This window comes from Paracoccus zhejiangensis, assembly GCF_002847445.1.
Lineage (GTDB): Bacteria > Pseudomonadota > Alphaproteobacteria > Rhodobacterales > Rhodobacteraceae > Paracoccus > Paracoccus zhejiangensis.
Genome location: NZ_CP025430.1, coordinates 752,524 through 771,787, shown reverse-complemented (window position 1 = coordinate 771,787; position 19,264 = coordinate 752,524). Strand labels below are relative to the sequence as shown.

Genomic DNA, 19,264 nt, shown 5'->3' with positions numbered 1-19,264 from the left:
CCCGCGGGATATTTCGGCCAAGATGATGGTCAGAACAGCGATTTCTGCTGTGGTGTCGGTGCGGATTTCGGCGCTTTCGGTGGTGTGTCGGGGCGCGCAGGCGTGCGGCCATCGGCGAATTCGATCTCGAAACGCGGGGTCTGCGCCGCCACCTCGGCCGAGGTGATCAGCCCGTTCGGGCCATGGACCACGGCAAAGCCGCGCTTCAGCGTCTCGGTATAGCCAAGCGTCAGCCGCGTCCGGTCAAGCCGCAGCAGCGCCTCGCGCCGCTGCTGGATGCCACGCTTCGGGGCCGCATCGAGGCGTCGCGTCAGATCGGCCAGCCGCTCGCCCTGCGTGAGGATGGCCCGGCGGGTTGTCGCCGTGACCCGGGCCAGCGAAGCATCGAGCCGGTGACCGAAATTCTCCATCCGGTCGCGCCGTCGTTCCAGTCTGCGACTGCTGGCGGTCTCGAGGCGGGTGGCCAGACGATCCAGCCCGTGGCGCTTGGCGGCGGTGAAGCCGCGCAGGGTCGCGGCGGGCATCGGGCGCGATTGCAGCTGCTGGCGCCTCGTGCGCACCAGCCCGCGCAAGGCCGGTTCCAGCCGCGCGCCCCAGAGATCGAAGCGCTGGCGCGCCGGTTCGGTCAGCGAGGCCGGACGGCCCAGCACGCGCGCCAGATCGCGCAGCCGCTGGCGCGGGCGGTCGATGCGCAGGGCGCTGGCGCGGGTCATGCGGGCACCGGCCTCGGCCAGACGCGCGGCCAGATCCGCGCGCACCGGCACCGCCATCTCGGCCGCCGCCGTGGGCGTTGGCGCGCGGCGGTCGGCGGCGAAATCGATCAGCGTGGTGTCGGTCTCGTGCCCCACCGCCGAGATCAGCGGGATGGCGCTGTCCGCCGCCGCCCGCACCACGATCTCTTCGTTGAAGCCCCAGAGATCCTCGAGACTGCCGCCACCCCGCGCCACGATCAGCAGGTCCGGGCGCGGGATCGGGCCGGTCTCGGGCAGCGCGTTGAAACCCCGGATGGCGGCGGCGACCTGCGGCGCGCAGCCCTCGCCCTGCACTGCCACCGGCCAGATCAGCACCCGCGTCGGAAAGCGGTCGCGCAGCCGGTGCAGGATGTCGCGGATCACCGCGCCCGAGGGCGAGGTGACCACGCCGATGACGTGCGGCAGGAAGGGCAGCGGGCGCTTGCGGGTCTCGTCGAACAGCCCCTCGGCGGCGAGCGCCTTGCGGCGTTTCTCCAGCATCGCCATCAGCGCGCCGGCCCCGGCCGGCTCGATCTGGTCGACGATCATCTGGTATTTCGACTGGCCGGGGAATGTGGTCAGCCGGCCCGTGGCGATGACCTCCATCCCCTCCTCGGGGCGATGGCTCAGCTTGGCCGCCTGCCCCTTCCAGGTGATCGCGGCCAGCACCGAACGGTCATCCTTGAGGTCGAAATAGAGATGCCCCGAAGACGGGCGCGACACGCGCCCGATCTCGCCCCTCACGCGGACGCGGCCGAACTGATCCTCGATCGAGCGTTTCACCGCGCCCGAGATTTCCGAGACGGTGAATTCATGGGCATTGCTGCCCGGTTCGTCTTCCAGCAAGTCCATGCGTCTTGTTCCCCTTCGCGGGCCAGACTAGAACGCCGCAACTCGATGCGAAAGGGCGGCAGATGAACATCCTGATCCTCGGCGGCGGCGGGCGCGAACATGCGCTGGCCTGGGCGATCCGGCAGAACCCGAAATGCGACCGGCTGATCGTGGCGCCCGGAAATGCCGGCATCGCCGCGATCGCGGAATGCGCCGGGATCAACCCGAACTCGCGCGCCGAGGTTCTTGAACTGGCACAGGAAAATGCCGTCCACCTGGTCGTCGTCGGGCCCGAGGCGCCGCTGGCCGCCGGGGTGTCGGATGCGCTGCGCGAGGCCGGGTTTCTGGTCTTCGGCCCCAGTCAGGCGGCGGCGCAACTGGAATCGAGCAAGAGCTTCACCAAGGAAATCTGCGATGCCGCAGGCGCCCCGACGGCGGCCTGGGCGCAGTTCACCGATGGTCAGTCCGCGCGGGATTACGTCACCGCGCAGGGCGCGCCGATCGTGGTCAAGGCCGATGGGCTGGCGGCCGGCAAGGGCGTTACCGTGGCCGAGACCGTCGAGCAGGCGCATGAGGCCATCGACCTGATCTTCAACGGAGAATTCGGCGATACCTCGGTGGTCATCGAGGAATTCATGGGGGGCGAGGAGGCCAGTTTCTTCGTCCTCTGCGACGGCGTGGATTGCCTGCCCATCGGCACGGCGCAGGACCACAAGCGCGTCGGCGAAGGCGATACCGGCCCGAATACCGGCGGCATGGGCGCCTATAGTCCCGCCCCGGTCATGACGTCTGCGGTCGAGGCGCAGGTGATGGATCAGATCATCCGCCCGACCATGGCCGAAATGGCGCGGCAGGGCATGCCGTTTCAGGGCGTGCTGTTTGCCGGGCTGATGATCGAGAAAGGCCGGGCGCGGCTGGTGGAATACAATGTCCGCTTCGGCGACCCGGAATGTCAGGCGCTGATGATGCGGCTGGGGGCGCAGGCGCTGGACCTGATCCATGCCTGTGCCGAGGGGCGGCTGAAGGAGATGACCGTCAACTGGGCCGAGGATCACGCGCTGACCGTGGTCCTGGCCGCCGAGGGCTACCCCGGTGACTATGTGAAAGGCAGCGAGATCAACGGGCTGGACAGGCTTCCTGAAAGCAGTTTCGAGATGGTCTTCCACGCCGGAACCGTCGAGCGCGACGGCAGGACGCTGGCCAATGGCGGCCGGGTTCTGGCGGCGACCGGACGGGGCGAGACCTTGCAAGAAGCCCATGCGCGGGCCTATGCGCTGGCGGATGCGGTGGACTGGCCCGAAGGCTTCTGTCGCCGCGATATCGGCTGGCGGGCGCTCGGGCGCGCCTGATCCGAGCGGTCAGGCCAGCGCCACCAGCCGCTGCAGGATCGCCGCCAGATCGCGGTTCGCGGCGGGTTGCAGCATCCAGCCATAGAGGTTTCGCGGCAGCCGCACCGCGCGGTCGAAGGGCGCGACTAGCGCGCCCGAGGCGAGATGCGGGGCGACCAGAGCCCGATGCGCCATCAGCACCCCCGCCCCGTTCAGCGCCTCGGCCACGGCCAGCGCATAGAGCGAGAAGACCGGGCCGCGCGGCGCGAAATCCACCCCCGGCATCGCTGCCGCCGACCAGATCGCCCAATCCTCGGCCCATGCGCTGTCAGTGAGGCAGGCGACCTGCCGCAGATCCTCGGGCGATTTCAGCGAGTTTGCCAGTTCCGGCGCGCAGACCGGCAAGATCTCGTCCGCCGCCAGCCACACCGAACCCGGCGGCGCTGTCTCGGCGTAGAAGAGACACAGGTCGAAGGGCACGCGCTTGAGGTTCGGCGGCAGCTCCATCGCGGTGACGGAAATATCGGCCTCGGGCAGCGCCTGACGCAGGGCCGGCAGGCGCGGCGCCAGCCACAGCTGCGCCACCGCCGGCAGCGCGGCGATATGGGCGCGACGCGGTGCGGCCTCGCGTCGCAGCTCGCGCATGGCTAGCCCGAGCGCGTCGAAGGCCCCGACAAAGCCCGGCAGCGCCCGTTGCCCCAAAGCGGTCAGGCGCACGCCGCGCGCATGGCGTTCGAAGAGGGCCGCGCCCAGTTCATCCTCCAGCGCCTTGATCTGGGCGGTGATGGCGCCGGGGGTGACGCGCAATTCCTCGGCGGCGGGCGCGAAGCCCCCGAGACGCGCGGCGGCCTCGAAGGCGCGGAGCGCATTCAGCGAGGGCAGGCGCGGAAAGGGCGGCAGGACGGCCATGGGATGCCTCAGATTTTCTGACCCTAGTATTTCTGAAATCTGATTTGTGGAAAAGCCCCTTTCCACCGATCCTTGACCCATCAGCAAGGAGACACGCACATGACCGCCCATCAGACCCGCCCCTGGCTGCCCGCAGCCGCCGCCACCCGCATCGACACCATCGCCCCGGTCCGGGGTCAGGATGCCGCCACCGTCACAGCCCGGATCGAGGCGTTGGCCGAGGAGAACCGCGCCATTCACGAGGACCGGGCCTTCAACCTGAACCCGGCCACCAACGTGATGAACCCGCGCGCCGAGGCCTTGCTGGCCAGCGGTCTCGGGTCCCGCCCGTCGCTCGGCTATCCGGGGGACAAATACGAGATGGGGCTGCAGGCGATCGAAGAGATCGAGGTGATCGCCGCCGATCTGGCCTGCGAGGTGTTCCGGGCGAAACATGCCGAGATCCGCGTGGCCTCGGGCGCGCTGGCCAACCTTTACGCCTTCATCGCCACCACCAAGCCGGGCGATGCGATCATCGCGCCACCGGCCAGCGTCGGCGGCCATGTCACCCATCACAAGGGCGGCTGTGCCGGGATGTATGGCCTTATCACCCATCCCGCGCCGGTCGATGCCGATGGCTATACCGTCGATCTCGACGCCCTGCGCAAGCTGGCCCATGAGGTGCGTCCCAAGCTGATCACCATCGGCATGAGCCTGAACCTCTTTCCGCATCCGGTGCGCGAGATCCGGGCGATTGCGGATGAGGTGGGGGCGCTGGTGCTGTTCGATGCCGCGCATCAATGCGGCATGATCGCCGGCGGGGTCTTTGCCGATCCCCTGGCCGAGGGGGCGCATCTGATGACCATGAGCACCTATAAGAGCCTTGGCGGGCCGGCCGGCGGGCTGATCGTCACGAATGACGATGCGCTGGCCGAACGGCTGGAGGCCATCGCCTTCCCCGGTCTGACGGCGAATTTCGACGTGGCGAAATCGGCGGCGCTGGCGGTGGGGCTCCTGGACTGGCGCGACTTTGGTGCGGCTTACGCCCAAGCCATGGCGGCGACGGCGCTGGCGCTGGCCGAAGGGCTGGCGAAACGCGGCTTGCCGGTCTTCCGCACGCGGCAGGGCTTTACCGCCTCGCATCAATTCGCGTTGGAGGCGGCGGATTTCGGTGGCGGCCAGGCGGCGGCGCGGCATCTGGAGCGGGCGGGGTTCCTCAGCTGCGGCATCGGCCTGCCGATCGCGCCGGTGGCGGGCGATGTGAACGGGCTGCGCCTTGGCACGCCGGAACTGGTGCGCTGGGGGATGACGGTCGCCGATATGGACCGGCTGGCCGACCTGATCGCCCGTGCGCTGGCAAGCCGCACCCCCGAGACGCTGGCCGGTGAGGTGGCAGAGTGGCGGCAGGGGTTCAACCAGATGCACTTCATCCACGCCTGAAATAGCACCTGCCCGGAAACCGGGCAGGCTGCGATGCTCGTCCCCCGCGCCGCGTCGTTTCGCCGCGTCACGATTGACTGTTCCGGCGCGGCCCCCAGATTCCGGGGGCCGCGTCCTTTTGTTGCGCGGCGCGACACGAGGATCTGCGGATGCTGCCGCTGCGACTGAGAGCAGAACATCGGGACGGGCCGCAAAGCGGCATGGGTCTGCTGGCGCGGCATCCGGCCCGGTTCCGGCTGCGCGGGCTGAACCGCCCGGATGCGCCGCTGCTGGCCGCGCATCTGCTGCGCCTCTCGCCCGAGGATCGCCGCGCCCGCTTTCACGGCGGGATGAGCGAATCCGCGATCAATGGCTATGTGAACCGGATCGACTGGCACGGCGCCTATGTCTTCGGCACCTTCATCGGCGGCGAGCTGCGCGGGGTGGCCGAACTGGTGCCGATGGGCGACGGCGACGCCGAGATCGCCGTCTCGGTCGAGCCGCGCTTTCGCCATGACGGGCTGGGCCGGCTGCTGGTCGTCGCGGCGATGCTGGCGGCAAGGCGGCTGGGGATGGCGCGGGTGGTGCTGGATTACCTGCCGCGCAACACCGCCATGGCGGCGCTGATGAAGGAGTTGGGGGCGAGGACGCAGTTCAAGGGTCAGGTGATCGAGGCGGTCATCACCTTGCCTGCACGGCAGGAAGCGGGCGCGACCGAGGAGGCTTGACCCTCGCCAGATGGCTGCGCTTGACTGGGGATGACAGCCCCAAGCCGGAGCCGATCATGACCGACCAGACGCCGCCCAGTCCCGAGGCCAGCCACAATCTGAAGCAGGCCAATCAGTTCTTCATCTCGGCCATCCTGATCGCGCTGGCGGTCTGGCCGATGGCCTTCGACTTCGGCGCCTATGGCACGGTCTTCTATGACAGCCTGATGCAGATGGTGGTGGTGTCGCTGGTGGCGCTGGGGGCCGGGCTTTATGTCGGGCGGAACACGGTCGGGCGGCCCTACCTGTCGTGGCCCGAGCGGCTGGTGCTGCTGCTGCCACTTCTCTGGGTGCTGGCCGAGGTTCTGGCCGATGCCATCCCGGTGCCGGTGACGCGCGGGCTGAGCATCCTGCTGTCGCTCGCGACCGCGCTGCTGGCCTTGCCGCTGATCATCCATATCATGATGCGCGTGACGATGCCCGAGGCGACGCAGGTGCGCAATCCGCGCCTGTCGCGCGGGCTGGTGCTGGTGGCGGTGCTGGTCGCCGCGAGTTCATGGCTGGTCGGCCGGCACAATTACCTGGTTTTCACCTGCCGCGACTTCACCGTCTCGGGGGATTTCGAGCCGGAAAACTGCTGGAAATCGCCCGATCAGTTCCGCTGAGGCTCAGGCGCCGCCGGCGGTGTAGAGGCCTTCATAGATCGGGCCGAGCGTGTCGGTCTCGAACAGGCTCGAGACCGAGGTGCCGTTCCAGATGTTCAGGATGGCTTGGGCAAACATCGGCGCGGTCGGGACGATGCGGATATTGCGCGCGGCCTTCACTTCGTCCGAGGCCTGGATCGAGTCGGTGACGACCAGCGATTTCATCACCGAATTGCCGATCCGCTCGACCGCCGGACCCGAGAGGACGCCGTGGGTGATATAGGCATGGACCTCGGTCGCGCCATTGTCGGTCAGCACCTGCGCCGCCTTCACCAGCGTGCCGGCGGTGTCGCAGATGTCGTCGACGATGATGCAGGCCTTGCCCTTCACATCGCCGATCACCGTCATCTCGGCCACTTCACCGGCCTTCTCGCGGCGCTTGTCGACGATCGACAGCGGCGCGCCGATGCGCTGCGCCAGTTCGCGCGCCCGGGCCACGCCGCCGACATCGGGCGAGACCACCATCAGGTTGTCCATCTTGCCCTTGAAGTGATGCTGGATATCCAGCGCAAAGACCGGCGCGGCGTAAAGGTTGTCGACCGGGATGTCGAAGAAGCCCTGGATCTGCGCGGCGTGCAGGTCCAGCGTCAGCACCCGGTCAACGCCCGCCTCGGTCAGCATGTTCGCGACGAGCTTGGCGGTGATCGGCGTGCGGGCCTTGGCGCGGCGGTCCTGGCGGGCATAGCCGAAATAGGGAATGACGGCGGTGATCCTTGCGGCCGAGCTGCGCTTCAGCGCGTCGGTCATGATCAAGAGTTCCATCAGGTTGTCATTCGCCGGGTTCGAGGTCGGCTGAATGATATACATGTCCTCGCCGCGGACATTCTCGAACACCTCGACGAAGATTTCCTGGTCGTTGAAGCGTTCCACCCGCGCATCGACGAGGCTGACATTCATGCCGCGATGCATCGACATCCGCCGGGCGATGGAGCTGGCCAGCGGCTTGTTGGCATTGCCGGAAATCAGCTTGGGTTCGGTCATGGCGGGCATCGGGATGGGCCTTTTCTCGGGATTCGCGCGATTGCGCAGGGCTTATCACCCGGCTAGCTTGCCCGCAAACCAAACGGAGCAGATCATGGCACATATCGACTATTACCTCGGCACCATCAGCCCCTGGTGCTATCTCGCCGGCAACCGGCTGGAGGAAGTGGCCGGCAGGCATGGCGCCACGATCACCTACAAGCCCGTCGACCTGATGCAACTGTTCGACCGCACCGGCGGCACCAAGCCCGCCGACCGCCACCCCTCGCGGATGGAGATGCGGGCGCAGGAACTGACCCGCTGGTCTGACTATCTGGGCGTTCCCTTCAACCTGAAGCCGGCGCATTGGCCGGTGAACATGGCGCCCTCGTCCTATGCGGTGATCGCGGCGCAAGACGCCGGCGGCGATGTCGGCGGGCTGGTGCAGGGCTTCCTACGCGCGGTCTGGGCGGAACAGCGTGACATCAGCGATGATGCGGTGATCCGCGAGATCCTGGCGGCTTCGGGATTTGACCCGGCGCTGGCCGACAAGGGGCTGTTCATCGGGGCCGAGACCTATGGCCGCAACCTGGAACAGGCGGTCGAGGCCGGGGCTTTTGGCGCACCCTTCTACGTGGTGCGGGAAAGCGGGCAGCGGTTCTGGGGGCAGGACCGCCTGGACTTCCTCGAGCGGCATCTGGCCAGCCTGTGAGCCTGCCGGAGATTCACCTGCGCGAATGGCCGGGCGATCCCGACCGGCCGGCGCTGGCGCTGCATTGCATGATGGGCAATGGCCGTTACTGGGGCCCGATCGCGCAGGACCTGGGCGGGCGGATCGACCTCAAGGGGTTCGACCTGCCGGGGCATGGCCGGTCCGCGCCCTGGTCCCCTGCGCCGGGCGATCCCGATTACCACACGGCGGTCACCCGGATCGCGGCGGGAATGATCGACCGGCCGCTGGACCTGATCGGCCACAGCTTCGGTGCTACCGTCGCCCTGCGCCTTGCCGTCGGCGCGCCCGAGGCGGTGCGCAGCCTGACGCTGATCGAGCCGGTGCTGTTCGCCGCCGCGCGGGATCACGCCGGGGTCGATGCGGAGCTGGGCGAGGCGCTGAAGGCGCTTCTGGCCGAGGGGCGCGACCACGAGGCCGCGCGGGCCTTCCTGTCGATCTGGGGCGACCAGCCCTTTGACAGCCTGCCGCCGGTCTTTCAGGACCAGATGGCCGACCAGGTGCGGCTGGTGGCAGAGACCAATGACACGCTGATGGAGGACAAGGCGAATATCCTTCGGGATGGCGGGCTGGAGGGGATCGATGCGCCGGTGCTGCTGATCTCGGGCGCGGAATCGCCCCCGGTGATCAGCGCCATCGCCGAGGCGCTGGCCGAGCGCCTGCCCGATGTCGGCAGGGCCACCGTGCCGGGGGCCGGGCATATGCTGCCCATTACCCATCCCGCGCAGGTGGCCGGACTGATCGGGGTCAATCTCGACCGGGCCTAGATCCCGGGCCTAGATGCCGACGAAATCATCGCCATGACGCACCGGGCCGATGGCCATCCAGTCGGCCCGGATGCGCGCCACGCGGGTATCGCCCCAGGTGCGGAAGACGATGCGGAAACCGTGGGCCGAGACCTCCTCGGTGGAAATATCGGCCCGCGCGTTCTGCGATGACCCCATGTCCCACATGTTGATGCTGACATGCACCACCGGCTCGGACAGAAAGGCCTCGTCGAAGGTCACCGTATGGCTGGCGACCCGCGGCCCCTGCCCGGTCCACATTTCGCCATTGTTTTCAAACGCCGAGAAGACAAGGGCCGTTCCCTTGACCACGCCGACCGCAGAACCGTCAATTTTCAGCATGACATATGATATCGGTTAACAATCTGTAAATCAGGCTAAATCCTTGGACGGAGGATTGTCCACCGCGCAGAAGCCGGCCTGTCCGAAAATATAACTCAAGCTGTTTCGAACGGCGGCATGAATAAGCTGATATGTCTGCAGATGTTCTGGCAGGAAGGCTTGGAAAAGCGACAGCAAGCGCTGTTGACCAAGCACAAGCGCCCAAGAAAAAACCCCGGACCTTTCGGCCGGGGTTTTCGTTATCTAAAGCCCGCAGCCAATCAGCGCGGGAAATTCGCCTGGTTCGGGTCGAGGCCGATATGGGTGCCCATGGCCTCCATATCCGCCAGAAGCTTCACCGCGGCGGCGACGACTTCCTCGCCGGCCGTGTGCTTTTCCTCGACCACTTTCCGCCGGCGATGCGCCTCGGCCATCATCTCGTTGAAGATGTCCTGGGTCATCTCGGCCCGCGCATGGCCGCGTTCGGCCAGCAGCGAGACGGAGGTGTTGTTGATCTCGGCAAAGCCGCCGGTGACGGCGAACTCGGTCTCGGTGCCGCTTTCGTCAACCACCACCACCATGCCGGGGCGCAGGTTGACGATGACGGGCGCATGGCCGGGCATGACGGTCAGATCGCCATCCGTGCCCGGCAGGCGCACCTCGCGCACCGGAACGGAGACGAGGCTCCGTTCGGGCGAGACGAGGTCGAACTGCATGTTATCGGCCATATCGCCCCCTTACGCGGCTTCTGCAGCCAGACGCTCGGCTTTCGCCTTCACATCCTCGATGCCGCCAACCATGTAGAAGGCCGCTTCGGGCAGGTGGTCGTACTCGCCTTTCACGACCGCGGCGAAGGACTTGATGGTGTCCTCCAGCGGCACCTGAACGCCGTCCGAACCGGTGAAGACCTTCGCAACGTCGAAGGGCTGCGACAGGAAGCGCTGGATCTTCCGGGCGCGGGCCACGGTCAGCTTGTCCTCTTCCGACAGCTCGTCCATGCCCAGAATGGCGATGATGTCCTGCAGCGACTTGTACTTCTGCAGGATACCCTGAACGTCACGGGCAACCTGGTAATGCTCCTCGCCGACGATGGCCGGGTCGAGGATACGGCTGTTCGAGTCGAGCGGGTCCACGGCCGGGTAGATGCCCAGTTCCGAGATCGCGCGCGACAGCACGGTCGTGGCGTCGAGGTGGGCGAAGGTCGTGGCCGGTGCCGGGTCGGTAAGGTCGTCGGCCGGAACGTAGACGGCCTGGATCGAGGTGATCGAGCCGTTCTTGGTCGAGGTGATGCGTTCCTGCATCGCGCCCATGTCGGTGGCCAGCGTCGGCTGGTAACCCACGGCGGACGGGATACGACCCAAGAGCGCCGACACTTCCGAACCCGCCTGGGTAAAGCGGAAGATGTTGTCGACGAAGAACAGAACGTCGGTGCCGGTGGCATCGCGGAACTGTTCGGCCACGGTCAGACCGGTCAGCGCAACGCGCATCCGGGCTCCCGGCGGCTCGTTCATCTGGCCGTAGACCAGCGCCACCTGCGATTCTTCCAGGTTGTCCGGCTTGATAACGCCCGATTCCACCATCTCGTGGTAAAGGTCGTTGCCTTCACGGGTGCGTTCACCCACGCCCGCGAACACCGAGTAACCCGAGTGCACCTTGGCGATGTTGTTGATCAGTTCCATGATCAGAACCGTCTTGCCCACGCCGGCGCCACCGAAGAGGCCGATCTTGCCGCCCTTGGAGTAGGGAGCCAGCAGGTCGATGACCTTGATGCCGGTGACGAGAATCTCCGAGCTGGTCGCCTGCGACGCGAAGTCGGGGGCCGGCTGGTGGATGGCGCGGGTTTCGGTAGAGTTGACCGGACCGCCCTCGTCCACCGGCTCGCCGACGACGTTCAGGATGCGGCCGAGCGTCGCGTTGCCGACCGGCACCGAGATCGGGCCGCCCGTGTCGGTCACCGGAGCACCACGGACCAGGCCTTCGCTGGCGTCCATGGCGATGGTGCGGACGGTGTTCTCGCCCAGGTGCTGGGCCACTTCCAGAACCAGCCGCTTGCCGTTGTTCTCGGTTTCCAGAGCGTTCAGAATCGCGGGAAGCGGGCCGTCGAACTGCACGTCGACGACGGCGCCGATCACCTGCGTGATTTTACCTTTGGCCTCTGCCATGTCTTTACCCCTACGTGTCAGAGCGCCTCGGCGCCCGAGATGATTTCGATGAGTTCCTTGGTGATCGCGGCCTGACGCGAACGGTTGTACTGGGTCGTCAGGCGGTCGATCATGTCACCCGCGTTGCGCGTGGCGTTGTCCATGGCCGACATCCGGGCGCCCTGTTCAGAGGCCGCATTCTCAAGGAGCGCCGCAAAGATCTGCGTCGCGACCGAACGCGGCAGCAGATCAGCCAGAATGGCATCCTCGCCGGGTTCGTAATCATATTGCGAATCCGCACCGCCGGTCGCGTCACCGCCCTCGGCCGTCACCGCAGGAATGATCTGCTGTTCGGTCGGAATCTGGCTGATCACCGATTCAAAGCGGTTGTAGAAGATCGTGGCCACGTCGAAGCCACCATCCTCGAAGCGCGACAGCACCTCGTCGGCAATGCCGCGGGCATTGTCATAGCCGATGCGCTTCACCTCGGAGAGATCCACGTGATGGATCATCTGCTTGGCGAACTCGCGCTTCAGCTGCTCGCGGCCCTTCTTGCCGACGGTCATGATCTCGACCTGCTTGCCCTGGGCGCGCAGCAGCTCGGCCCGCTGGCGGGCCAGCTTGACGATCGAGCTGTTGAACCCGCCCGCGAGGCCGCGTTCCGAGGTCATGACAACCAGCAATTGCCGGTCATCGCTGCCGGTGCCGGCCAGCAGGCGCGGCGCATTGTCCGAACCCTGGGCACTGGCGGTCAGGCCGGCCATGACGGCCGACATGCGCTCGGCATAGGGACGCGCGGCTTCCGCCGCCTCTTGCGCACGGCGCAATTTGGCGGCGGCGACCATTTGCATCGCCTTGGTGATCTTCCGCGTGTTCTTGACGCTTCCGATCCGGTTCTTGAGGTCCTTAAGGCTGGGCATATCTCAGCCTCCTTAAGCGCGGGTCTTGGCGTATTCGTTCAGCGCCGACTTGATCGCATCCTCGAGATCACCCGAGACCTTGCGGTCATTGGTAGTGATGTCGTCTAGCAGCGACTGCTTCTGGTTGCGCAGGAACTGGATCAGGCCCTGTTCCCAGGCCACCACGTCGCGCACCGGGACGTTATCCACGTAGCCCTTGGTGCCGGCATAGATGACGATCACGATCTCGGCGTTGGTCAGCGGCTGGTATTGCGGCTGCTTCATCAGCTCGGTCAGGCGCGCACCGCGGTTCAGCAGCTTCTGCGTCGCGGCGTCGAGGTCCGAACCGAACTGAGCGAAGGCAGCCATTTCGCGATACTGGGCCAGTTCCAGCTTGACCGGACCGGCGACCGATTTCATCGCCTTGGTCTGGGCAGCCGAACCCACGCGGCTGACCGACAGACCGGTGTTCACGGCCGGGCGGATGCCCTGGAAGAACAGGTCGGTTTCCAGGAAGATCTGGCCGTCGGTGATCGAGATCACGTTGGTCGGGATATAGGCCGACACGTCGCCCGCCTGGGTTTCGATGATCGGCAGCGCGGTCAGCGAACCGGCGCCGTTGTTCTCGTTCATCTTGGCCGAACGCTCGAGCAGGCGCGAGTGCAGGTAGAACACGTCGCCCGGATAGGCTTCACGGCCGGGCGGACGGCGCAGCAGCAGCGACATCTGGCGGTAGGCAACGGCCTGCTTGGACAGGTCGTCATAGATCATCAGCGCGTCCATGCCGTTGTCGCGGAAATATTCGCCCATCGCGGTGGCCGAATAGGGCGCCAGGTACTGCATCGGCGCCGGGTCCGACGCGGTAGCGGCGACGACGATCGAGTATTCCATCGCGCCGGTTTCTTCCAGCTTCTGCACCAGCTGGGCCACGGTCGAGCGCTTCTGGCCGACGGCGACGTAGATGCAGTAGAGCGACTTCATGCCCTCGGCTTCGCGGCCGTTGTAGTTTTTCTGGTTCAGGATCGTGTCCAGGGCCACGGCGGTCTTGCCGGTCTGACGGTCGCCGATGATCAGCTCGCGCTGGCCGCGGCCGATCGGGATCATCGCGTCAACCGACTTGAGGCCGGTCGCCATCGGCTCGTGCACCGATTTGCGCGGCATGATGCCGGGAGCCTTCACGTCGGCGATGGCCATGATCGGGTCAACGATCGGGCCCTTGCCGTCGATCGGGTTGCCAAGCGCGTCGACGACGCGGCCCAGAAGGCCCTTGCCGGTCGGCACTTCCACGATGGCGCCGGTCCGCTTGACGGTGTCGCCTTCCTTGATGTCACGGTCGTCGCCGAAGATCACGACGCCGACGTTGTCGGTTTCGAGGTTCAGCACCATGCCGCGAATGCCGCCGGGGAATTCGACCATCTCGCCGGCCTGGACCTTGTCGAGGCCGTAGACACGGGCGATACCGTCACCGACCGACAGCACCTGGCCGACTTCGGCCACCTGGGCATCCTGCCCGAAATTCTTGATCTGATCCTTGAGGATCGCCGAAATCTCGGCTGCCTGGATTCCCATTATCCAACCTCTTTCATAGCGTTCTGCAGGGAAGCGAGCTTCGAGCGGACCGAACTGTCGATCATCTGCGAACCCAGCTTGACAATCATCCCGCCGATGAGAGCCTCATCGACGCGGGTATTCAGCTTGACGGTCTTGCCCGATTTCTTGGCGAGCGTTTCGGTCAGCTTGTTTTTCTGCTCGTCGCTCAGCGCGACGGCGCTGGTGACATCGGCTGTGATCTCGCCGCGCGCATCGGCGATCAGGCCGCGCAGCTGGGCGATCAGCGCCGGCAGCACGAACAGCCGGCGGTTCGAGGCCATCAGCTGCAGCGTATTGGCCAGCGTCGCGCCAAGGCCCATCTTCTGCGCCAGCGCGGCGATGGCCTTTTTCTGGTCGTCGCGCGAATACAGCGGCGATCCGATCACGTCGCGCAGTTCGGCGCTGTCATCCAGCGCGCCCTGCAATTGGTCCAGTTCCGTGGCGATGCGGTCGATGCCGCCTTCGTCACGCGCGAGGTCAAACACAGCCTGTGCGTAGCGCCCGGCGATGCTTTGGGACATGGAAGCAGTGTTGGCCACGGTCATCCTTCACGGTTTGCGCATACCCCACTGGCGGGCCGGCCTAGGCCGGTCTGTCGCGGGGCTTGCGGGTCGGGGGGCCGGCGGCGTCGGGACTGCCTGCCCTGAAAATCTGGGGCGTCTCTAGCAGGTGATTTGGTGACCTGCAACTGTGAAGGACACGGAATTGAGAGGCTTGCGCCGCCCTGCGGCATTGCGACCGCGTCAGGCGCTACCAAGGTCGTGGGGCCGTGCGGTCACTGCCCTGCGTCAGCCTGTCGCAGTTGCGAGGGATTCAGCGCTCTGCTGTCGTCCGGGTGATTCCCTGGCGCGGCCCGGCGGGTCGCTGGTCGTCGTCCAAGAGCACCCGGTTGGCCGCACCGTCGGGATCGTCATATTGATCGGCGCGCAGCGTCCAGACGAACAGCACCAGCGCCAGCCCGCCGAGGAACAGCGAGACCGGGATCAGGATCAGAAGGATGTTCATGGCCTATCTCACACGCAGCGCATTCAGGGTGACCGTCAGCGAGCTGATCGACATGACCACGGCGGCCAGCAGGGGCGAGGCAAGGCCCAGCACCGCGACCGGAATCGCCACGACGTTGTAGATCCCCGACATCCACAGGTTCTCCAGCATCCGCCGGCGGGCCTTGTGGGCGGTGCAGAGCACCTCGGAGATCAGCCCGATCTCGCCGGTGACCACCACGTCGGCGGCGCTGCGGCTGACATCCAGCGCATGGCCCGGCGCGATGGAGGCATTGGCGGCGGTCAGCGCGGCGGCATCGTTCAGCCCGTCGCCGACCATCAGCACCCGGCAGCCCCCTGCCCGCAGCCCCTTGATCACCTCGATCTTGTGGCTGGCGGTCATCTCGGCCCAGATCCGGGTAATACCCAGCTCGGCCCCGATCTGCCGCGCCCGGCAGTCGCTATCGCCGCTGAGCAGGCCGATCTCCAGCCCGTGCTTCTGCAGGCCCGCGACCAGTTCGGCGCCGCCGGGCACGATCCGCTCGATCCGCTCCAGCTTGATCTTCTTCCGGCCGATCGACAGGATCGAGGCACAGCCATCCTCGGCCGCCATCAGCGAGACCGGGGTGCCGTCCCAGATCGCGCTGACACCCTTGCCCGGCAGCTCGCGCATGTGTTCCAGCGGGGCCGGCGTGACCGTGCGCAGGCTGGCCCGCAGCCCGCGCGACAGCGGATGATCCGAGACATTGGCAAGGCCGCGCAGCACCTGGCGGACGGTATCGCTGAGCCCATCGGGCAGCATCAGCTCCTGCCGGGTCAGGGTCCCGGTCTTGTCGAACACCACCATGTCGATCTGCGCCAGCCGCTCGAGCGCAGTATCGTTCCGCACCAGGCAGCCGTGGCGATAGAGCCGCCCGGTCGCCGCCGCCGAAACCGCCGGGATGGCGAGGCCGAGGCCGCAGGGGCAGGTGATGATCAGCGTAGCGATGGCGACGTTCAGCGATTGCCGGACATCGCCGGTCACCACCAACCAGCCGATGAAGGTGATCAGCGCGACCACGTGGATCACCGGGGTATAGATCGTCGCGGCGCGTTCGGCGAGGCTGGCAAAGCGGCCGCGCGCGGTCTCGGCGGTGGCGATCAGCCGGGCCATGCGGCGCAGGGTGGTGCTTTCGCCGACGGCAGTGGCGCGGATCACCACCGGCCCGGTCAGGACCACGTCACCCGCCACCAGGTCCTGCCCCGCCCGCCGCTCGACCGGATCGGATTCGCCCGTCATGGCGCTGCGGTCCAGCTGCACACTGGCATCGACCAGCAGCGCATCGACCGGCACCCGCGCGCCGGCAGCCAGCCACAGCTGGTCGCCCACCCGGATCTCCTCGATCGGGCGCGAGACGCGCTGGCCTTCCTCGATCCGGTGGACCCGGCGCGGCTCCAGCGCCGCCAGATCGGCCGCGGCGGACCGAACCGCCTGCCGCATGGTCTGGTCGAGATAGCGCCCGGCCAGCAGGAAGAAGGTCAGCGACAGCGCCGCCTCGAACCAGGCATGGCGGCCGCCATAGATGGTTTCCCACAGCGACATGCCGCTGGCCCCGATGATGGCCAGCGAGATCGGCAGGTCCATGTCCAGCCGGCCGGCCTTCAGCGCGTTCCAGGCATTGCGGAAAAACGGTTGCGCGGCATAGGCGGTGGCGGGCAAGGCGATCAGCGCGCTGACCCAGTACATGAAGTTGCGGGTCACATCCGCCGCACCCGACCAGACCGCGACCGACAGAAGCATCACGTTCATCATCGCAAAGCCCGAGATGCCCAGGTGCAGGGCGAGATCCGGCCCCTTCTCGACCGGGATCTGGCCAGCCGCGACCTCGTGCGCCTCGTATCCAGCCTCGGCCAGCGCCTCGACCCAGCGGCTCGGGTCGGCATCCGGCGCAGCAGTCACCCAGGCGCGCTTGCGGGTCAGGTTCACCCGGGCGGTCTGCACGCCGGGCGCGGCGTTCAGCACCGTCTCGATCCCCGAGATGCAGGCGGCGCAATGGATGCGCGGCAGGACCAGTTCGTAACCGGCATCCTGCGGTTTCGTCGAGGGATCGGGCGCGGCTTCACCAAGGGTGCAGCCCGGGCAGGCGGCGACGCTCATTTCGGCACCCACAGGTCATGGCTCTGCTTGAACAGCGTGCCATCCCCCGCCTCGGCGGTCAGCCAGAAGCGCCAGGCCCCGGGCGCCAGCCCCGGCACCTCGGCGAAATAGACGCCGTTACCCTCTTGCATCTCGAGCATCCGGTCGTCGCCGGCAAAGCTGGACCGGCCCAGTTTCGCCTCGATGATCCGTGCCTTGACCGGGCCGGAGCGATCGCCGATGCCAAGCCGCAGCACCCCGTCCTTGACCGTGACGCCCACCTGCCAGCCAAGCGCATCCTGCGCCGCCCGGTCATGGTCGAAGCTTTGGCTGGCGACATAGGAATTCTTGACCTCGAGCCCGGGAAAGGTGCGGATCGCCTGGGTGGCCAGCACCAGGTTGACGGCGATGATGATGGCGAAACACGACCCGAAGATCAGCGCCACATGATAGCCCTTGAGTTCTCGGCTCATTCTGAACCCTTTCCGTTGAAGACGCTGCCGACCTCGACGCTTTCGCCCGAGACCGGCTCGGTGATCAGGAAGCTGACCGGCGAGGCATCGGCCGCCGCCGGGGCAGAGCCGGCCGGAGCGGTGACGTAGACGCGGTGCAGCGCGGTCATGTCGGCGGGCACCATCACCTCGTCGCCGCTGGCCCCTTCCAGCGTGACAGCCAGCCCGCTGCCCTCTGCCAGCACGATGCGGAAGGGGCGTTCGTCGCCATGCTTGTTCCGCAGCCGGATGTCATAGGCGTTGCGGATGGCGCCGTCGGACAGGGTGACGAATTGCGGGTTGCGGATCGGCGAGACGGTCACGTCGATCTCGGGCCGCACGAACAGCGCCCAGAGAAGGCCGAGGCCGAAGACCGCCCAGATCGCGGTGTAAAGCAGGGTGCGAAAGCGGAAGACATGCTGGCGGATCGGGCGCGGCGGATCGCCCGCGCGCTCGCGCGGCTCGTCCGACAGCGCCAGGTAGTCGATCAGCCCGCGCGGCTTGCCAATCTTCACCATCACCTCGTCGCAGGCATCGATGCACAGCGCGCAGGTGATGCAAGCCATCTGCTGGCCGTCGCGGATGTCGATGCCCATCGGGCAGACATTCACGCAGGCATTGCAGTCGATGCAGTCCCCCGGCGTTTCCCGCGCCAGCACCGGCGCGACGGCGGCCTGTGCCAGACCCGGAACCGGAATCACCGGCGAGCGGCGGCCACCGGTCTCGCCCCCGGCATAGGTCTCAGCAGCAGCAGCGCGGCGGCGCATGCCCTTGCCGCGCGGCTCGCCCCGCCAGTCGCGATAGGCCACGGTCAGCGTGTCGGGATCCATCATCGCCGCCTGGATGCGCGGCCAGGGGCACATGTAGATGCAGATCTGCTCGCGCATGAAGCCGCCGAAGATGAAGGTGGTGGCGGTCAGCACGGCGACGGTAGAATAGGCGACAACCGGCGCTTGAAAGGTCAGGAAATCGCGCAGAAGCGTCGGCGCATCGGCGAAATAGAAGATCCAGGCCCCGCCGGTCGCCACCGCGATCATGAGCCAGACCAGCCATTTCGTCAGCCTCAGCCGCGCCTTCCTTGCAGACCATGGCGCGTTCCACAGCCGCACGCGGGCGTTGCGATCGCCCTCGATCCAGCGCTCGACGAGGATGAAGAGATCGGTCCAGACCGTCTGCGGGCAGGCATAGCCACACCAGACCCGGCCAAGCGCCGAGGTGAAGATGAAGAGGCCGATCCCGGCCATGATCAACAGGCCGGCAACGAAATAGAATTCATGCGGCCAGATCTGGATCCAGAAGAAATAGAAGCGCCGATGCGCCAGATCGACCAGCACCGCCTGATCGGGCAGGCTTGGCCCGCGATCCCAACGGATCCAGGGGGTGATGTAATAGATCACCAGCGTGATGCCGAGGATCCACCATTTCAGCTGGCGGAACTTGCCCGAGACCCGCTTGGGAAAGATCGGCTCGCGTGCCGCATAGAGGCTGCCGGAATTGGACTCGTTCATGAAATGTGACCTGTCTGTTCGCGCGCGCAGCTTGTCATCTGGCGACAGAGGCGGCATTGATCTGGATCAAGTCGGGCAAAAAGTGGTGCCCCGGTCCCGGACAAGTTGCGAACAGATCACCGGACCGGGGCA

Annotated in this window: 19 protein-coding genes; 6 read left to right on the top strand and 13 right to left on the bottom strand. The window is 66.8% G+C overall.

The genetic code is table 11. The features are described 5' to 3' along the window. Positions 1–29: 29 nt before the first annotated feature. Positions 30–1,583: an exodeoxyribonuclease VII large subunit gene (xseA, locus tag CX676_RS03905; RefSeq protein WP_101751453.1), complete on the bottom strand. Its 1,554-nt coding sequence runs from the start codon at positions 1,581–1,583 to the stop codon at positions 30–32. Between the two features lie 62 nt (positions 1,584–1,645). On the opposite strand from xseA, the gene purD reads away from it, so the two are divergent. Beyond that, positions 1,646–2,911, top strand: coding sequence for a phosphoribosylamine--glycine ligase (gene purD, locus CX676_RS03900; RefSeq protein WP_101751452.1), 1,266 nt, complete (start codon positions 1,646–1,648; stop codon positions 2,909–2,911). Positions 2,912–2,920: 9 nt separating this feature from the next. On the opposite strand, the gene CX676_RS03895 is transcribed toward purD, so the two are convergent. Next, positions 2,921–3,799 (bottom strand): LysR family transcriptional regulator, encoded by an 879-nt coding sequence (locus tag CX676_RS03895; RefSeq protein ID WP_101751451.1) that lies wholly within the window; start codon positions 3,797–3,799, stop codon positions 2,921–2,923. A 99-nt stretch (positions 3,800–3,898) separates the two neighbouring features. On the opposite strand from CX676_RS03895, the gene CX676_RS03890 reads away from it, so the two are divergent. The 3 genes from CX676_RS03890 to CX676_RS03880 all read left to right on the top strand — a co-directional run bounded on the left by CX676_RS03890 (position 3,899) and on the right by CX676_RS03880 (position 6,569). Further along, positions 3,899–5,218, top strand: a complete 1,320-nt coding sequence (locus tag CX676_RS03890; protein WP_101751450.1) for a serine hydroxymethyltransferase — start codon at positions 3,899–3,901, stop codon at positions 5,216–5,218. A 149-nt stretch (positions 5,219–5,367) separates the two neighbouring features. Next, positions 5,368–5,925, top strand: a complete 558-nt coding sequence (locus CX676_RS03885; RefSeq protein WP_101751449.1) for a GNAT family N-acetyltransferase — start codon at positions 5,368–5,370, stop codon at positions 5,923–5,925. A 56-nt stretch (positions 5,926–5,981) separates the two neighbouring features. Continuing rightward, a complete protein-coding gene (locus CX676_RS03880; protein ID WP_101751448.1) occupies positions 5,982–6,569 on the top strand; it encodes a hypothetical protein in 588 nt (195 codons plus the stop codon). Positions 6,570–6,572: 3 nt separating this feature from the next. On the opposite strand, the gene CX676_RS03875 is transcribed toward CX676_RS03880, so the two are convergent. Beyond that, positions 6,573–7,598, bottom strand: a complete 1,026-nt coding sequence (locus CX676_RS03875) for a ribose-phosphate pyrophosphokinase (protein ID WP_101751447.1) — start codon at positions 7,596–7,598, stop codon at positions 6,573–6,575. Between the two features lie 85 nt (positions 7,599–7,683). On the opposite strand from CX676_RS03875, the gene CX676_RS03870 reads away from it, so the two are divergent. Together CX676_RS03870 and CX676_RS03865 are read left to right on the top strand one after the other, a co-directional pair. Further along, positions 7,684–8,280, top strand: a complete 597-nt coding sequence (locus CX676_RS03870) for a 2-hydroxychromene-2-carboxylate isomerase (RefSeq protein ID WP_101751446.1) — start codon at positions 7,684–7,686, stop codon at positions 8,278–8,280. After that, positions 8,277–9,065 (top strand): alpha/beta fold hydrolase, encoded by a 789-nt coding sequence (locus tag CX676_RS03865; protein ID WP_232816577.1) that lies wholly within the window; start codon positions 8,277–8,279, stop codon positions 9,063–9,065. The genes CX676_RS03870 and CX676_RS03865 overlap by 4 nt, the downstream gene beginning before the upstream one ends. Before the next feature lie 9 nt (positions 9,066–9,074). Here CX676_RS03865 and CX676_RS03860 read toward each other — a convergent pair whose 3' ends face one another. From CX676_RS03860 to ccoG, 10 genes are all read right to left on the bottom strand, one after another. Beyond that, entirely contained in the window at positions 9,075–9,425 is a 351-nt protein-coding gene (locus CX676_RS03860; RefSeq protein WP_101751445.1) for an H-type lectin domain-containing protein, read from the bottom strand. 260 nt (positions 9,426–9,685) lie between these two features. Next, positions 9,686–10,132 (bottom strand): F0F1 ATP synthase subunit epsilon, encoded by a 447-nt coding sequence (locus tag CX676_RS03855; RefSeq protein ID WP_101751444.1) that lies wholly within the window; start codon positions 10,130–10,132, stop codon positions 9,686–9,688. A gap of 9 nt (positions 10,133–10,141) precedes the next feature. After that, entirely contained in the window at positions 10,142–11,566 is a 1,425-nt protein-coding gene (gene atpD / locus CX676_RS03850; protein ID WP_101751443.1) for a F0F1 ATP synthase subunit beta, read from the bottom strand. Between the two features lie 17 nt (positions 11,567–11,583). Beyond that, positions 11,584–12,465: a F0F1 ATP synthase subunit gamma gene (locus tag CX676_RS03845; RefSeq protein ID WP_101751442.1), complete on the bottom strand. Its 882-nt coding sequence runs from the start codon at positions 12,463–12,465 to the stop codon at positions 11,584–11,586. A gap of 12 nt (positions 12,466–12,477) precedes the next feature. Further along, complete coding sequence (gene atpA, locus CX676_RS03840; protein ID WP_101751441.1) at positions 12,478–14,013, bottom strand: F0F1 ATP synthase subunit alpha; 1,536 nt, start codon at positions 14,011–14,013, stop codon at positions 12,478–12,480. Next, on the bottom strand, positions 14,013–14,579 hold the full coding sequence (locus CX676_RS03835; protein ID WP_101751440.1) for a F0F1 ATP synthase subunit delta: 567 nt from the start codon (positions 14,577–14,579) through the stop codon (positions 14,013–14,015). Before CX676_RS03835 ends, atpA begins: the two co-directional genes overlap by 1 nt. A 268-nt stretch (positions 14,580–14,847) precedes the next feature. Then, positions 14,848–15,039 (bottom strand): cbb3-type cytochrome oxidase assembly protein CcoS, encoded by a 192-nt coding sequence (ccoS, locus tag CX676_RS03830; protein WP_101751439.1) that lies wholly within the window; start codon positions 15,037–15,039, stop codon positions 14,848–14,850. Between the two features lie 3 nt (positions 15,040–15,042). Then, a complete protein-coding gene (locus CX676_RS03825) occupies positions 15,043–17,154 on the bottom strand; it encodes a heavy metal translocating P-type ATPase (RefSeq protein WP_101751438.1) in 2,112 nt (703 codons plus the stop codon). Continuing rightward, positions 17,151–17,606: a FixH family protein gene (locus tag CX676_RS03820; protein WP_101751437.1), complete on the bottom strand. Its 456-nt coding sequence runs from the start codon at positions 17,604–17,606 to the stop codon at positions 17,151–17,153. Before CX676_RS03820 ends, CX676_RS03825 begins: the two co-directional genes overlap by 4 nt. After that, positions 17,603–19,132: a cytochrome c oxidase accessory protein CcoG gene (gene ccoG / locus CX676_RS03815; RefSeq protein WP_101751436.1), complete on the bottom strand. Its 1,530-nt coding sequence runs from the start codon at positions 19,130–19,132 to the stop codon at positions 17,603–17,605. Before ccoG ends, CX676_RS03820 begins: the two co-directional genes overlap by 4 nt. Positions 19,133–19,264: the final 132 nt, after the last annotated feature.

Coding starts and splice junctions, on each gene's coding strand:
- ccoS (WP_101751439.1), bottom strand. CDS start 15,039: ATGAACATCCTTCTGATCCTGATCCCGGTCTCGCTGTTCCTCGGCGGG.
- CX676_RS03825 (WP_101751438.1), bottom strand. CDS start 17,154: ATGAGCGTCGCCGCCTGCCCGGGCTGCACCCTTGGTGAAGCCGCGCCC.
- CX676_RS03895 (WP_101751451.1), bottom strand. CDS start 3,799: ATGGCCGTCCTGCCGCCCTTTCCGCGCCTGCCCTCGCTGAATGCGCTC.
- CX676_RS03875 (WP_101751447.1), bottom strand. CDS start 7,598: ATGCCCGCCATGACCGAACCCAAGCTGATTTCCGGCAATGCCAACAAG.
- CX676_RS03820 (WP_101751437.1), bottom strand. CDS start 17,606: ATGAGCCGAGAACTCAAGGGCTATCATGTGGCGCTGATCTTCGGGTCG.
- CX676_RS03870 (WP_101751446.1), top strand. CDS start 7,684: ATGGCACATATCGACTATTACCTCGGCACCATCAGCCCCTGGTGCTAT.
- ccoG (WP_101751436.1), bottom strand. CDS start 19,132: ATGAACGAGTCCAATTCCGGCAGCCTCTATGCGGCACGCGAGCCGATC.
- CX676_RS03880 (WP_101751448.1), top strand. CDS start 5,982: ATGACCGACCAGACGCCGCCCAGTCCCGAGGCCAGCCACAATCTGAAG.
- CX676_RS03890 (WP_101751450.1), top strand. CDS start 3,899: ATGACCGCCCATCAGACCCGCCCCTGGCTGCCCGCAGCCGCCGCCACC.
- CX676_RS03835 (WP_101751440.1), bottom strand. CDS start 14,579: ATGACCGTGGCCAACACTGCTTCCATGTCCCAAAGCATCGCCGGGCGC.
- atpA (WP_101751441.1), bottom strand. CDS start 14,013: ATGGGAATCCAGGCAGCCGAGATTTCGGCGATCCTCAAGGATCAGATC.
- CX676_RS03885 (WP_101751449.1), top strand. CDS start 5,368: ATGCTGCCGCTGCGACTGAGAGCAGAACATCGGGACGGGCCGCAAAGC.
- atpD (WP_101751443.1), bottom strand. CDS start 11,566: ATGGCAGAGGCCAAAGGTAAAATCACGCAGGTGATCGGCGCCGTCGTC.
- CX676_RS03860 (WP_101751445.1), bottom strand. CDS start 9,425: ATGCTGAAAATTGACGGTTCTGCGGTCGGCGTGGTCAAGGGAACGGCC.
- CX676_RS03845 (WP_101751442.1), bottom strand. CDS start 12,465: ATGCCCAGCCTTAAGGACCTCAAGAACCGGATCGGAAGCGTCAAGAAC.
- purD (WP_101751452.1), top strand. CDS start 1,646: ATGAACATCCTGATCCTCGGCGGCGGCGGGCGCGAACATGCGCTGGCC.
- xseA (WP_101751453.1), bottom strand. CDS start 1,583: ATGGACTTGCTGGAAGACGAACCGGGCAGCAATGCCCATGAATTCACC.
- CX676_RS03855 (WP_101751444.1), bottom strand. CDS start 10,132: ATGGCCGATAACATGCAGTTCGACCTCGTCTCGCCCGAACGGAGCCTC.